Here is a 14,307-nt window from a genome sequence, read left to right as displayed (position 1 = left end):
GATGGATATGAGCTTCAAAAAGGTTGTGGTCGCTGGCGGCGGAGTTCTCGGTTCTCAGATAGCGCTGCAGACGGCCTACTGGGGATACGACGTTACCATCTGGCTGCGCTCCGAGGGTTCTATTGGCCGCTGCCAGCCCAAGCTTGACAAGTTTGAGCAACAGTACCTCGAGGCCATCGAGGGCATGAAGGGCGCCACGAGCGAGAATGACCCCGCCTGGTGCCCGGGCCTCGCCGATTTCGACTCGTTTGACGCCGATGAGTGTGCCGCCCGCGCGCGCAAGGCGCATGACGACATGAAGCTCGAGCTCGACCTTGGCAAGGCCGTTGCCGACGCCGACCTTGTGATTGAGTCGATGGCCGAGGTGGCCGACCAGAAGGCGGACTTCTTCAAGAAGGTCGCGCCACTCATGCCCGAGAAGACCATCATCGTCACCAACTCCTCGTCGCTTCTGCCTTCGCAGTTCACCAAGGACACCGACCGTCCCGACCGCTACCTGGCGCTTCACTTCGCCAATTCCATCTGGAAGCACAACGTGACCGAGGTCATGGTGCAGAGCGAGACGAGCGATGCCTCGTTCCAGGCGGTGCTCGAATTTGCCCGTGGCATCCACATGCAGCCGCTGCCGGTGAAGAAGGAGAAGGCGGGATACCTTCTCAACTCCCAGCTTGTGCCCTGGATGCTCTCTGGTCTTGACCTTCTCGCCAATGGCATCTCAGATCCCGAGAGCATCGACAAGGCATGGACATCGGGCACGGGCGCGCCTAAGGGCCCGTTCCAGGTGTTCGACACTGTTGGTCTCACCACGGCCATGAACATCGTCGACCAGTACCAGAAGGTGCCCGGCATCGCGACGCCCCTTCTCAGGAAGATGATGCTGCCCTACAACTTCAAGGGCATGAAGGCCGTGCTGCAGAAGTATATCGACGAAGGCAAGCTTGGTATGGCAGCCGGCGAGGGCTTCTACAAGTATGACGAGAACGGCGACATCATCAGGTAGATGCTTGCGTCATGCCGCGGCAACATATGGGTGTGCTGTTGAGGCTACGTCCGCATTGTGTGGAGAATCGTACGTTGCGTGTGGCTCTCTGGCGCTTACTGCCGAGGTTGCAGGCATTCTCGGCCACATCTGATACAATCGTCAATCGCGTTTCTCGGTAGCGCGTTACTGACGGTTTGATAGTCAGACGCCGCGTACACATGTGCCAACAAGAGGAGTCCAGGGAATGCAAGACCTTATCGACCAAATTCTCACGCCTGAGGTAAGGATGGTCCTCTACCTCTTGGTTGTGTGCGTTGTCATGCTCTACGTCCTCTCCATCGTCTACGTCATTCGCGACGCCCAGCGTCGTGGCGCGGAGCCTTGGTGGATGTGGGCAATCATCTCGGTCATTCCCATCGTGGGGCTTCTCGCCTATGTCATCCTGCGTCCCAGCTCCTACCTCATCGACCGCGAGGAGCAGGACCTTGACATTGCTCTTCGTGAGCACCAGCTTTCGCACTACGGCATCTGTCCCAAGTGCGGTGCTCCCATCGACCGCGACTTTGTGGTGTGCCCCATCTGCAACACGCAGGTGAGGAACGTCTGCCCCACGTGCCATCGTCCGCTCAACGCCGACTGGAAGGTGTGCCCGTACTGCCGTACGCGCATCCAGTAGGTAAGTGCACATTGCATTGAGAAGGGCCCCGTTTCGACGGGGTCCTTTTTGTTGTCGCTGGCGCCCGTGGGCGCCTTTTCGCGGCAGGTGGGGACGAAACCTTCGCTCGGGCGCCAAAACGGCGCCCGAAGGCCCACTTTGGCAGCAAGTGCGTACGAAACCCCTGCTCGGGCGTCAAAACGGCGCCGGAAGGCCCATCTCGTACGGAATCCCGTCTGAAACCCCTGCTCGGGCGTCAATTTCTCGCCGGAATGCGAATCTTCGCAGCAAGCGCCCCCAACCAAGGGTATAGAGGTTCTTTCCTAGTCCTAAGATACTTGCGAACAGAAATGAACAATTAGAAGTCCCCATGGGAAGCTAATCTTGCGGATGCGTAGCTAGACTACCTTTCCAGGCTTTGCTGCATGAGAAGACGGCATGAGAGCGCAAATCGCAGTAGCTCGTCTTCGTCCATAGAGTTCATATCGAGGCTCCAGCGCTGTTGAATGCTGGTCATTCGGTACTCAAGCGTGTTTCTATGCATGTAGAGCGCTCGAGCCGCACGCGAGACGTTGCATCCATTCATTACGTAGGCGAATATGCAGCTGAGAACCTCGTCTCCGCGCTCGCTTTGCGCGATGCGGAGTGCCATCGGATGCAGAGGCACGTCGAGTGGCGTCGTCTGTTCCATCTGGTGCAGGAAGTCGGAGAAGAAGACGTCATCATACGTTGAGACACCTTTTCTGCCATTGCCATTTCCCTCGCGTACGGCTATGCGCGCCTGTCTCCATGCGGACCGCGCATGGAGAAACTCGAACTCATTGCTCACCCCGCAGGGAATGTCTTGGCTATCGCGGTGACGGAGCATCTCGATAAACTCCTCGCGCGAAGCCGTAGGCTGGCTCTGGTCAAGATGAATGAGAATGACGAGATAGCGATCTTGGTCAATAACGATTGAACCAGGATATGCAAGCATAATTTCGGCGCGATAGGGATTGCTGTAGGGTGAGTCGCTATTGTCGGGCAAGGGCATGACTGCAAGGCAGTAGCGGTCATTGATGTGCCAACTTTTACGCTCAAGCTGGTAGCGCACGATGCGTTCTTCAACAGTGTCCCCCTGGATGAGCAACCGTAATGTGTGTCCGATAGGAGAGCGGTGATGCTGTCCGGCAATGGTTGTCCTGAACATCTCTCCCAGGCGATCGCGTACGTGCATGGCAAGAGAAATCTGCGCGCTGTCAAAGGGTGCCAATAGGTCTACCTGCGCAAGCATTCCCAATACTTGGCCGTCTTCGTTGATACATAGCGAGAGATTCTCGTGAAGCGGCGAGCGTTTCGGGCGAATAATCGTCGGCACAGCTGAGTTAGCGATGTTCGCAGAGATTTTCGTGCGCTCTTCTGCAGTGTAGTAGCCTACAGGAGCGCGGCCCTTATCCAGTACGACTCCCCAGATTGTCTCTTGGTAGTCACCAGAAACTTCGCCAGCATAGGACATGAGTCCGCTTGTCTCATCAAATACAGCAACAGGGTTAGTGAGCTGCTTAACCGCAATTTCCAGGATGTTCTGGAGCGGCTTGCGTGCGATGATTTCTTCGGTGAGGGCCGTATCCCACGCATCCAAGGCTTCCTTAACATCCATTAGTCTGTTGGCAAGCTCGTTTGCGCTCTTGGTGTGTGCGACAAGAATCTCGGCGGTTTCTCCCGATTTCGCAAAGAGTCGATCAGCCAAGGTGTCAGCGTTCTCGTCCTCGCCGCATGCGACTGCCACGGATGCGCCGGCCCGCGCGAGTTGCTCAGCATCATCGGGATCGCAAACCCACAGCGCGTCGTGGCGTGCTTCACCGAGCTGGTCACCCCACAGCCTTATGCCCTCCAGCGTAAGGGCGTAACCAGTCGACGAACGCCAGACCGAGCAATTTTTCCCTAGCTTTTCGGCGAGAACTGCAACGCTTGTCTTCATTGGCTCCCCCAAACCCCAATCCGGTTCCCCGCCCCAGATGGTCCCCAGGCTACACCAACACCAAAAGCACAACGACCCTTCTCGGAACTCGGTCGTTCCAGTTCGCTGAAGATTGGAAACTATGCCCAAAATCACGGCAAACGAGCATCGACTTTTCCATATCGGCGTAGAAAGCAGGACGGCAGAATACAGGCAAGGAAATCGGGAAACCCCATTTCACATGGGAAGGGAGCACGTTATGGCACATCAGGAAATGAATATGGCCCAGGCAAACGCTACGCTGCTCATGCAACCTGTTCCGGGGATGTACATCCCCTTTGAATACGAGGGGCTGCCGGTAGAGGCGACCGCGTATCGAACTTCTGCTATGATCAACGTCTCTCTCATGGCAAGCCCCATCTATGACATCGTGGGTCCCGATGCCTGTGAGTTTCTTCAGTCCATCTGCGTGAATGACTTCACCAAGCTCAAGTACACCGGCCTTCGCCATGCAGTTATTTGCAACGACAAGGGTCAGATCCTCTCCGACGGCGTTGTGATTCGTATCGCCGAGGACCGCTACCGTACCTACTGGCTTAACCCGCCCATTCAGTATCTCTGCGAGAACTCCAAGCTCAACGTCCACGGAGAGGACATGTCCGGCACCGAGTTCTTCATTCAGGTGCAGGGCGAGAAGTCCCTGGAGATTCTTGAGGAGGCCTTCCAAGCCGACCTGCACGACATCAAGTTTGCCAAGCACCGCATCCAGGACGTCGAGGGCACGCCCGTCCAGGTCATCCACCTTGGCATGACGGGTAACCTCGCCTATGAGGTTCATGGTCCCATCGCCGACTACACGAAGATCTACAACAAGATCTGGGAGACGGGCCAGAAGTTTGGCGCCAAGCAGCAGGGCCAGCACTGCTATTGCCTGTTCAATCACACCGAGGCCGGCTTCCCCAACATCAACTTGCACTATCCGCTCCCATGGTTCGAGAGCGGCGAGGGACTGGCCACGTGGTGCGCGGAGCACCCTGCCATCGCCTCATACAACATGGGGCGCAGGCTCAACGGATCGGTGGGCGATGACCTTCAGACCCGATTTGTCATGCCTTATGACACCGGTCTCGGTTTTCTCGTCAAGTTCAATCACGACTTCATGGGCCGCGAGGCGCTCGAGAAGATTGCCGCAAACCAGACGCGCAACGTATGCACGCTCGAGTGGGATCCCGAGTCCGTCGGTAGGGTGTTCGCGGCGATGAACACCGCAGGGAACAACGTGGAGGACATCTCCGACCCCACTGACTGCCGCTTTGTTTACAACTTTGCTAACCAGTGCTACGAGTATCGCGCCGACAAGGTACTCAACGAAGCAGGGAAGATGATTGGCATCTCGAGCGGCCGTATTCACTCCTACAGCTACGGCACCATGATCTCCCTCGGCTTCATTGACCCTACCTACATCAGGGAGGGTACTGAACTCACGCTTGTTTGGGGTACGCCGAGCACCCAGCAGATGGATGTGAAGGTGCGAGTCGCACGATATCCGTATAACAAGGACCTCGTCCGCAACGAGGACCGCGACGTGTCCGAGATCCCCACGTTGGGACACGGTCGCATGGTGGGGCAGACCACTGGCGACGGCAGCGCGTGGGGCGACTGGTACAAGTCCTACAACGAGTAGCTTCTGCGTTCTTTTCTGTCGTTGAATTGTCATTCTGGGGCGGGCAGGCGTTGCTCTGCTCGCCCCATTCCTTTTGGGAGGGGCACCTATGGAAGACTCACGTAGGAAGCGCTACGCAAGCATGGCGCTTGCGGCAATCTGCATTGGCTACCTCGCGCCAAACTACGCTCAGTACCAGCTCTCTCCTCTCGCTACGAGTCTGATTGAAGAACTCTCGATCTCGGCAAGTCAGTTCTCATCGCTCTTCACGGCGCCCATGATTCCGGCAATCCTCCTCTCCCTGGTCGCTGGAGTTTTGGTTGATAAGCACAATCCGCGCCTGGTCGTGGGCATCGCCTTTGTGGCCTCGACGATTGGCGCCGTGCTTAACGTGATGGGCAGCTCCTACGGTGTGCTTTTGGTTGGCTTTGCGCTCACTGGGCTTGCCGCATCGTTTCTCAACTCCTGTGGGGCAAAGCTCCTTGGCTCCTGGTATTCGCCCGAGCAGCTCTCCGAAAAGCTTGGCGTGGCGTTTGCCTTCTCCACGGTTGCCATGACCGTAGCACTTGCGACGACCGCCTACTTCCCAAATCGCCGCGCTGCCTTTTTTCTTTCGCTCGCGCTGTTTGTTGTCTCGACGATCGCTTGGTTTGCACTGTACCGTAATCCCGAGACACCGGACAGGAGCGTCGAGGCTGCTCCTGCGGCCGACCAGTCCGGCCTTGGTAAGCTGCTAAAACGCGTGGTCTCCAACGATCGCGTCTGGCTTGTGGGTCTCGCTCTCTTCTGCGTTATGGGCGCCAACGTTGTTATGAGCTCGTTTGTGCCTACGATTCTGCAGTCACGCGGCATCGATTCCGTCGCTGCGGGTTACTATGCCAGCGCTTACACAATCGGCAGCCTTGTGAGCTGCATCCTCGTTCCGATGAGTGCCAAGAAGCTGGGGTCCAAGAACACGTTTGTTGTGCTCGATACCTGCGCGTTTGCGCTAGTGGGCTTTGGCTGGATGGCACCGGAGGGGTTCCTGCTCATGGCAGCGCTCTTTCTTGCGGGGTTCTTCGTAGGCGGTAATATGCCCCTGCTCATGGCCGTGCCCATCAAGCTTCCTGACGTTGGGCCCAAGCTTGCGGGTACCGCGGGCGGGCTCGTGGCAACGGTGGAGCTTCTCGGCGCTGTAATTCTTCCAAGCTACGTGCTGATTCCCGCCGCAGGTGGCAACCTTGGCGTCGCCTTTGTTCTCGCGGGGGTCTGTATGCTCGTGTCCTGCGCCTTTACGCTTCTGTTGCCTCGCGAGGTCTAGTGCATGGAGCCTAGCCGTGCGGTCCTCCGGCCTATACTTGCTGCGGCACCGTAGTAGGAGGACCGCATGGCACAGAGCGAAGGGGAAGCCCCGGAGGAGAAGTTCCAGACGCAGGTACCAAGACAGGGCCTGCAAGCTGTGGTTTATTCGCGAATGAAGTCGCTTCCCGCATCCGCCCAGGGGGCAGTGCTCTCGCGCCTGCCCTCTCTTCCCAGCGCAAGCGGTATCGGTCATGGTCGACTGCGCGAGCTTCTCGAAGAGCAGCTCAAGCCAAAGGAGCGCGTCACGCGCGAGGAGTCACGGGCGTACGGCAAGTCTCTCAGGAAGCAGGTCCCTCGCAGCAGCCACGCCGCTTGGACGATCGAGCAGAACCGTCAGCACGCTATGGAGCTTCTCCGCGCGCAGGAGAAGGACCGCGTGCAGAGCCTGCTTCCCATACGCCACCAGCGCATGGCTGAGTCGCCCTTCTCGTTCTACCGCGGCGGTCATCATAGCCGATGACCTCGCTCGTACCCCAACGATGGGCATCAGGGTGCAAGCCTGCGGAGACGCGCACCTCGTCAACTTTGGCATCTTTGCCTCGGCCGAGCGCCGCCTGGTCTTTGACATCAACGACTTCGACGAGACCCTGCCCGCGCCCTGGGAGTGGGATCTCAAGCGCCTGGTGACCAGCGTCGAGATCTGCGGGCGCCACCTTGGCCTCTCGGAGGCAGACCGCCTCGTGGCGCTTCGCTCGACGGTTCGGGGCTACCACCAGGCAATGTCGCGCTTCTCCAAGATGGGCAACCTAGACGTGTGGTATGCCCACCTCGACGTCGAGGAGCTCTTGCAAGAGCATGCCGACTACCTCAACAATGCCGAGAAGAGCGCCCTTGCGGCAACCGCCGGGAAGGCCATCAAGAAGACAAACAGCCGCGCCGTCGAAAAGTTCACCGAGACCGTCGATGGCGAGCTGCGCGTGGTGAGCGACCCGCCGCTCCTGATTCTCCTACGCGACCTTGCGAGCTATGCCATCTCACAGGAGACAATCGTCAAGGTGCTTGGCGCCTATCTCGCGAGATACCGCCTCACCCTTCCGCGCGAGCGCCGGTCGCTCATCGACCAGTACACCCCGCAGGACATGGCACGCAAGGTCGTTGGCGTGGGCAGCGTTGGCATGCGCGCGTGGATCATCGTGCTCGAGGGGGCTGCCCCCAACGACTCCCTGGTGCTCCAGCTCAAGGAAGCAACCTCCTCGGTTCTCGAGCCATACGCGGGCCAAAGCGAGTTTCTCGACCATGGCAGGAGGGTCGTCGAGGGACAGCGGGCCATGCAGACGGCCGGCGACGTTCTTCTCGGCTGGGCTCGCTCGCCAGACGAGAAGGGCGTCATGCGTGACTACTACGTGCGCCAGCTGTGGGATTCCAAGGGGTCGGTCGACCTGGAGCGTATGGATGCCTACGAGCTCTCACGCTTTGGGTCACTTTGCGCTTGGACCCTCGCGCACGCACACGCCCGCACGGGTGACCGCCACGCCATTGCCGGATACCTGGGGAAAGGCGCGGTCATCGACAACGCGCTCTGCGAGTTTGCACAGGCCTATGCAGACCAGAACGAGGTCGATTACCAGCTGTTCCTCAAAACCTTCGACGACGTGCGGTAGGGGAGAGGACCGCCGTGCCCGCATTGGCTCTGTACGGCTGACCCGCCATAATGCTGCCTCGCGAAGCTAAGCAGCTCCCTCCCCGAATATACGGAATTGCCCATGCCCAATCCCTCTACTCTGTGCCTAGAGCCGTAATGTGCGCCGACGCAAGCCGGCGCGGCAGCGAAGGGAGAGGGGCATGTACGACAAGCTTTTCGAACCTGGCCGTATTGGATCGGTCGAGCTCAGGAACCGCCTGGTCATGGAGCCCATGGGGGTAGGGCTTGCTAATCTTGACGGGACACCCACTGAAGAGATGATTCGTTATTACGAGCTGCGCGCCGCAGGTGGTGCCGGCCTAGTGATACCGGAGATCTGCCGGATTGACGACGAGACGGGCGTCGGTGAGCTGCGCCAGATTTCCGTCACACGCGACCGCAATGTTCCGCAACTCGCGCGTCTTGCTGAGGCAATTCACCGCCATGGTTCCAAGACATTCCTGCAGCTGCATCACCCAGGCAGGGAGACACCCAATGTCCTTCTCGGCGGAAAGCCGGTTGTCTCGGCGTCTGCGATTCCTTGCAAGAAGACGCAGGCGGAGACCCGCGCGCTCTCTACGGAAGAGGTCCAGCATATAGTCCAGGAGTTTATCGAAGGCGCAGTTCGTGCCGAGCGCGCGGGCTTCGATGGTGTCGAGCTGCACTGCGCGCATGGCTACCTGCTGCAGCAGTTCCTCTCTCCCTACACCAACAAGCGAACAGACCAGTATGGTGGCAGCTTTGAGAACCGCCTGCGCATTGTCACCGAGATCATCGCAGGCATTCGCGAGCGCTGTTCTGCAGGCTTTGCGCTTGGCTGCCGCGTCACCGTCGAGGAATTCCTCGACAAGACCGGGGTTACCGAGGACTACATCCACACTGCAGACGGCGTCAAGATCTGCATGGCGTTCGAAAAGGCAGGCGTCGACTTCATAGACGTGTCCGTTGGCCTCTACGAGACCGGCATTACGTGCGTGGAGCCAGTAAGTTATCCCGAGGGATGGCGCCATGACATCATCCGAGCGGTGAAAGAGCACGTCAGCGTTCCCGTGATTGCGGTCTCCGCATATCGTGGCCCCGACGTTCCCGAGGCATTCCTCGAGGAAGGAACTATCGACTTCGCCGGTCTTGGCCGCGCGTGGCTCGCCGATCCCGAGTGGGGCAATAAGGTTCAGCAGGGTAGAGTTTCCGAACTTCGCAAGTGCATCAGTTGTCTGCGCTGCTTCGAGTCCCTGGAACAGAACGCCGAGAAATGCATGCCCCTTGAGTGCGCCGTCAATCCGGAGTGCGCGCATGAGCTGCGCTATGGTGAGCTGCCAATCGACGTTGACCATCATCACATTGTTGTAATTGGTGGCGGCCCCGGTGGCTGCCAGGCGGCGGAGACCGCGGCGCGACGCGGCTGCAAGGTGACGCTGCTTGAAAAGGGCGATCGCCTTGGCGGCCAGGTTCTTCTCGCCGAGCGCCCGCCACGCAAGGAGAAGATGGACTTTGTCCCGCAGTATTACGAGACGATGCTGCCCAAGCTGGGCGTGGACGTCCGCCTTGGCGAGGAGGCGACGGTTGACTCGGTGATGGCATTCGAGCCCGATGCCGTCATCTGCGCTACCGGCGGAGATCCCATCGTGCCCGGGTCGATTCCCGGGATTCACGGCGAGAACGTGATCTGCGTGCCCGAGGCCCTTTCCCGCGAGAGCTACGAGGGCGGGCGCGTCGTTGTCGTGGGCGCTGGCATGACGGGCCTTGAGACCGCCGAGTACATTGCCGATAAGGGTGCGGCTTCCGTTACGGTCGTCGATATGGTGGCCACGCCGGCTCCGGGTACAAACCAGACCAACCTCGCTGACCTGATGGGACGCCTGCGCGCACAGCAGGTTGAGCTCAAGCTGGGCGAGAAGCTCGTTGAGGTTGGGTCCGATGGCATTGCTGTCGAGAGCGTTGCCGATGGAGGGCGCTCCAAGGTTGAGGCGGACCTTGTGGTGCTTTCGCTGGGGAACCGGCCTGCAAAGGAGCTTGCGGAGGGTCTGCGTAAGCGCGGCGTCGATGTTTGCCTTGTTGGCTCCGCTGTGCGCGACGGGAACATTGCGCCTGCTACACGTGGTGGTTACGAGGCTGCCCGCGGTCTCTTCTCGGCGCGCGCCGCTCGCTCGAGCTTTTGCATGGACTCCGCAGACCTCCAAAAGTTCGGCGCACCGTCCGTAATGTCTGACCAGCGTGGCTTGTATCTCGCCTACACCACCGACCCTTCTGCCATCGAGCGCATCCTGCCTGCACCGCTCAAGCCCTTCTCGATGCCCGTGGTGACGCTCTCCGTGAATCACATCCTGCGGCCGTCGTTTACCGATGACTACTACGAGGCAATTCTCGGCGTGTACTGCTATCTTGACGATCAGCTTGGACAGTACACGATGTCGCTGCTCTTGGGCGGTAACGGTGCTGAGATGGCAACGCAGCTTGGGCGTGACAACGGATCCATGCCCAAGAAGCTTGGCACCCAGTTCTCGATTCGCAAGGAAGGCTCGGCGCTCTGCGTTGACCTTGCGCGCCGCGGTCACCGGCTGGTACACGTGGAGGCAGACCTTGGCGAGTACAACAGCCCCCTCTGCCACCTGATCTTCCAGTCCCCGGCTGCCGGGAAGACCACCAAGGGTTGTGGGTTCTACTACCACTTCGACCGTCCGGCACTGGCGCAGGGCGGAGCGCAGCTGACCGGCGGTGCCATCAATGCCGCGCTCATCCAGTACGACTACCACCAGTGGGTGCCGGGCTATGTGACGAGCGTCGAGATGGCCTCGAGTCCAGATGACCCGTGGGGAGAGCTTCCTGTGCTCTCTGTGCTCGGCTGCGCTTACTCCGAGCTTGACCTGACGGTTCTAGGCGAGAAGAAGCTGGCAGACGTCGATGCGGGCGAGTTCTTCCCCTACGTCTTTGCCGGCTGGTACGACCGCACCACCCTTGGTGAAGTTGGCCGCGTCTAGCTTTTATGCTGCCTGTTTGTGTTGGTTGCGCCGTGGCGCCCGTCTTTCGATAGTGGAGACGGGCGCCACGCATGTAGACCTACCCCCACACCTTCCTTTGTGCATGTGGTATTTCTTCCCTGTGGCAACGTCTCTCTGGTGTAAAGTGTCAACTGTCTGCGTAACCGCAGGCAGCGTAGGTGACTCTGCTCGCAATCGAGCGGCGGCGTCGCGTGCGCCCGCAGAAGTGCCAGTGAATGCGCGGGGGAGTCATTAGGGTATGCGCCACACGAGCGACGTGCACATGTTCCGTCAGGCCACGGATGCTTGCTGCATCCACGCATTTCTCGCCACGCGTGTAACGACTACGGTGACTATCTAGGCGGCTGTCCCTCACCTGGCCTCGTGCCATGTGACAGTCGCCGTTATGCGCCGCGGTGCCGGGTTTGGCCCGCAACGTCACCTTGCAGTCAGAATTTGGGGAGCTACCCCAAGGAAGAGGTTTCTCATGAAGGTTCTCTACAACGACGGTCACGTGGACGAGTGCCCCGAGGACCAGGAGCTGCACGTCGTGCGCCACTCCGCGGCGCACATCATGGCCCAGGCCATCAAGCGCCTGTACCCCGAGGCGGACTTCGCCTTTGGCCCCGCAACCGAGAACGGCTTCTACTACGACATCGACCTGCCCGAGGGCACCAAGATCTCCGAGGAGGACTTCCCCAAGATTGAGGCTGAGATGGCCAAGATCTGCAAGGAGAACCTCAAGTTTGAGACCTACGAGCTGCCCCGCGCCGAGGCCATTGCCCACATGCAGGAGCGTGGCGAGAAGTACAAGGTAGAGCACATCGGCGACCTTCCCGAGGATGCCCGCATCACCTTCTACAAGCAGGGCGAGTACGTCGACATGTGCGTTGGCCCCCACATCCTCTACACCAAGGCGCTCAAGGCCTTCAAGCTCACTGGCGTCTCTGGCGCATATTGGAAGGGCGACAAGGACAACAAGATGCTCACCCGCATCAATGGCGTCGCCTTCCGCAGCAAGGATGAGCTTGCGCAGTGGGAGCACATGCGCGAGGAGGCGGAGAAGCGCGACCACAGGAAGATCGGCCAGGAGATGGAGATCTTCATGATGAACGAGGCTGGTCCTGGCTTCCCGTTCTGGCTGCCCAACGGCATGCGCATCCGCAACTCTCTCATGCAGTACTGGCAGGAGATGCAGGACAAGTACGGCTACGACCAGGTCCAGACGCCGATCATCCTGTCCCGCAGCCTGTGGGAGACCTCGGGCCACTGGGACCACTACAAAGAGAACATGTACACCACCAAGATCGACGACGAGGACTACGCGATCAAGCCCATGAACTGCCCGGGTGCCTGCCTCATCTACAAGAGCAAGCCGCGCAGCTACCGTGACCTGCCCCTGAAGCTCGCCGAGGCCGGCATCGACCACCGCCACGAGCTCAAGGGCGCCCTCCATGGCCTCTTCCGCGTTCGCGAGTTCCAGCAGGACGACGCTCACCTCTTCATCCGCCCGGACCAGATCACCGAACAGGTCACGGACGTTGCGCACCTCATCACTGCCTACTATGCGCAGTTTGGCTTCCCATACCGCGTCGAGCTCTCCACGCGCCCCGAGAACTCCATGGGCTCCGACGAGGACTGGGAGCGCGCCGAGCAGGGCCTGAAGGACGCCCTCGACGCCATGCACGTCGACTACAAGCTCAACCCCGGCGACGGTGCCTTCTACGGTCCCAAGATTGACTTCCACCTGCAGGACTGCCTGGGCCGCGAGTGGCAGTGCGGCACCATCCAGCTGGACTTCCAGCTCCCGCACAACTTCCAGCTCGAGTACACCGACAAGGACGGCTCCAAGAAGCAGCCCATCATGATCCACCGCGCAGGCTTTGGCTCGTTCGAGCGCTTCATCGGCATGCTCATCGAGCAGTACGCGGGCAAGTTCCCCACGTGGCTCTCGCCCTGCCAGGTCAAGGTGCTCCCCGTCTCCGAGAAGACCCGCGACTACGCGAACGAGGTTGCGCAGAAGCTGCGCGACGCCGGCGTGCGCGTGAAGGTCGACGAGCGTGACGAGAAGATCGGCTACAAGATTCGCGAGGCCCGCTCCATCGATCGCGTCCCATACATGCTGATCCTTGGCGAGAAGGAGGCCGAGGCTGGCAACATCTCCGTGCGCGACCGCTCCAACGAGACCACCCAGCGTGACCTCGACGAGTTCATCGCCGACGTCACCGAGGAGATTCGCGAGCGTCGATGAGACAAAGGGACAGTCCCTTTGTCTCATGTGTGCGGCGGGGCGGCCTCGGCTGGCTGTCCCGCCGCTTTCTTGTTGGGAGTAGTTATGGCCAAGCGAGGCAGCGTTCTGCGGGTTGTGTCCAAGGATGAGCTTGAGGGGGCCCTGGCCAAGGGCTTCTCAGCGCCCATCGAGCCGCTGGTAGGCGTGCCCGTAGCATGTGCGGACGTACGGGGCCTTGCTGCCGCTGCACACGAGCAGGGCATAGCTGTAGCCTGTGACCTCTCGCTTGTAGGAGCGGCTTGCGCTGCCGTGAGGCTTGGTGCAGACGTTGCCTTTGCGCCTGCTGCTGATGAGGGCGAAATGCTGGTATGGGTAGCGAGAGGTGAGCAGGGCATTGCGGATGCGGCACGCGGGCTCCTCTCGGCGGGTCGCGAGGCCGGAGACCCAGAGTTGGCGCTGCTCGAGCAGCGCACCCGCATGTGGCGTGCGTCTTCCGATGCGGCACAGGTGGTGGCGAGCTACCTCGTATGCCATCCGCGCGTCGAGCGCGTCGCGTACCCAGGGCTGCGCTCGGACCCCTCGTACGAGATTGCTTCTCGCACACTTGAGAACGGTTTTGGCCCGCTGGTCGACGTGCGGCTGGTGGGGGAGGGCTCGTGGCGCCGCATCACCTGCACCCCAGATGATTCCATGGCGCAAGTGGCCCGGCTGGAGCAGCGGCTTCGCGAGCGCCTGTCGTAAGCGCTTCTAGCTGCAGGAATGCTACTTTCGGCGAGAATTTGGTGCCCGAAAGGGCGTTTTGGAAGCAACCCCGCACGAAGCCGCTGCTCCGGCGTCGTTTTGGCGCCCGAGGGCTCGTTTGCGCAGCAACCTCGCACAAAGTCGCCACTCCGGCGCC

The 14,307-nt window shown here is 60.2% G+C and carries 8 protein-coding genes and 1 pseudogene; 8 read left to right on the top strand and 1 reads right to left on the bottom strand.

Annotation, left to right across the window (positions count from 1 at the left end; all coding sequences use genetic code 11):
* Positions 1–7 precede the first annotated feature (7 nt).
* Both AUL39_RS05835 and AUL39_RS05830 read left to right on the top strand, forming a co-directional pair.
* On the top strand, positions 8–1,000 hold the full coding sequence (locus AUL39_RS05835) for a 3-hydroxyacyl-CoA dehydrogenase (RefSeq protein ID WP_059054616.1): 993 nt from the start codon (positions 8–10) through the stop codon (positions 998–1,000).
* Between the two features lie 226 nt (positions 1,001–1,226).
* The gene (locus AUL39_RS05830; protein ID WP_032111879.1) at positions 1,227–1,658 is read left to right on the top strand and encodes a zinc ribbon domain-containing protein; all 432 of its coding nucleotides are present in this window, start codon (positions 1,227–1,229) and stop codon (positions 1,656–1,658) included.
* A 382-nt stretch (positions 1,659–2,040) separates the two neighbouring features.
* Here AUL39_RS05830 and AUL39_RS05825 read toward each other — a convergent pair whose 3' ends face one another.
* Positions 2,041–3,597 (bottom strand): helix-turn-helix domain-containing protein, encoded by a 1,557-nt coding sequence (locus AUL39_RS05825; protein WP_059054613.1) that lies wholly within the window; start codon positions 3,595–3,597, stop codon positions 2,041–2,043.
* Positions 3,598–3,835: 238 nt separating this feature from the next.
* On the opposite strand from AUL39_RS05825, the gene AUL39_RS05820 reads away from it, so the two are divergent.
* From AUL39_RS05820 to AUL39_RS05795, 6 genes and pseudogenes are all read left to right on the top strand, one after another.
* On the top strand, positions 3,836–5,260 hold the full coding sequence (locus AUL39_RS05820) for an aminomethyltransferase family protein (protein WP_201783922.1): 1,425 nt from the start codon (positions 3,836–3,838) through the stop codon (positions 5,258–5,260).
* Positions 5,261–5,348: 88 nt separating this feature from the next.
* Positions 5,349–6,539: an MFS transporter gene (locus tag AUL39_RS05815; protein WP_059054611.1), complete on the top strand. Its 1,191-nt coding sequence runs from the start codon at positions 5,349–5,351 to the stop codon at positions 6,537–6,539.
* 66 nt (positions 6,540–6,605) lie between these two features.
* Positions 6,606–8,181 (top strand): annotated as a pseudogene (locus AUL39_RS05810) (DUF2252 domain-containing protein).
* Between the two features lie 181 nt (positions 8,182–8,362).
* Positions 8,363–11,179: an oxidoreductase gene (locus AUL39_RS05805; protein WP_059054608.1), complete on the top strand. Its 2,817-nt coding sequence runs from the start codon at positions 8,363–8,365 to the stop codon at positions 11,177–11,179.
* Between the two features lie 487 nt (positions 11,180–11,666).
* The gene (gene thrS / locus AUL39_RS05800) at positions 11,667–13,430 is read left to right on the top strand and encodes a threonine--tRNA ligase (protein WP_059054607.1); all 1,764 of its coding nucleotides are present in this window, start codon (positions 11,667–11,669) and stop codon (positions 13,428–13,430) included.
* A gap of 84 nt (positions 13,431–13,514) precedes the next feature.
* Complete coding sequence (locus tag AUL39_RS05795; RefSeq protein ID WP_059054605.1) at positions 13,515–14,150, top strand: PLP-dependent transferase; 636 nt, start codon at positions 13,515–13,517, stop codon at positions 14,148–14,150.
* Positions 14,151–14,307 lie beyond the last annotated feature (157 nt).

This window comes from Tractidigestivibacter scatoligenes, from assembly GCF_001494635.1.
In the GTDB taxonomy this organism is placed as follows: domain Bacteria; phylum Actinomycetota; class Coriobacteriia; order Coriobacteriales; family Atopobiaceae; genus Tractidigestivibacter; species Tractidigestivibacter scatoligenes.
The sequence above is the reverse complement of the archived record's forward strand: the minus strand, read 5'-3'. Positions and strand labels throughout refer to the sequence as shown.

Bases quoted from the DNA above. Each gene is read 5' to 3' on its own strand.
- AUL39_RS05835 (WP_059054616.1), top strand. From the start codon at position 8: ATGAGCTTCAAAAAGGTTGTGGTCGCTGGCGGCGGAGTTCTCGGTTCT.
- AUL39_RS05830 (WP_032111879.1), top strand. From the start codon at position 1,227: ATGCAAGACCTTATCGACCAAATTCTCACGCCTGAGGTAAGGATGGTC.
- AUL39_RS05825 (WP_059054613.1), bottom strand. From the start codon at position 3,597: ATGAAGACAAGCGTTGCAGTTCTCGCCGAAAAGCTAGGGAAAAATTGC.
- AUL39_RS05820 (WP_201783922.1), top strand. From the start codon at position 3,836: ATGGCACATCAGGAAATGAATATGGCCCAGGCAAACGCTACGCTGCTC.
- AUL39_RS05815 (WP_059054611.1), top strand. From the start codon at position 5,349: ATGGAAGACTCACGTAGGAAGCGCTACGCAAGCATGGCGCTTGCGGCA.
- AUL39_RS05805 (WP_059054608.1), top strand. From the start codon at position 8,363: ATGTACGACAAGCTTTTCGAACCTGGCCGTATTGGATCGGTCGAGCTC.
- thrS (WP_059054607.1), top strand. From the start codon at position 11,667: ATGAAGGTTCTCTACAACGACGGTCACGTGGACGAGTGCCCCGAGGAC.
- AUL39_RS05795 (WP_059054605.1), top strand. From the start codon at position 13,515: ATGGCCAAGCGAGGCAGCGTTCTGCGGGTTGTGTCCAAGGATGAGCTT.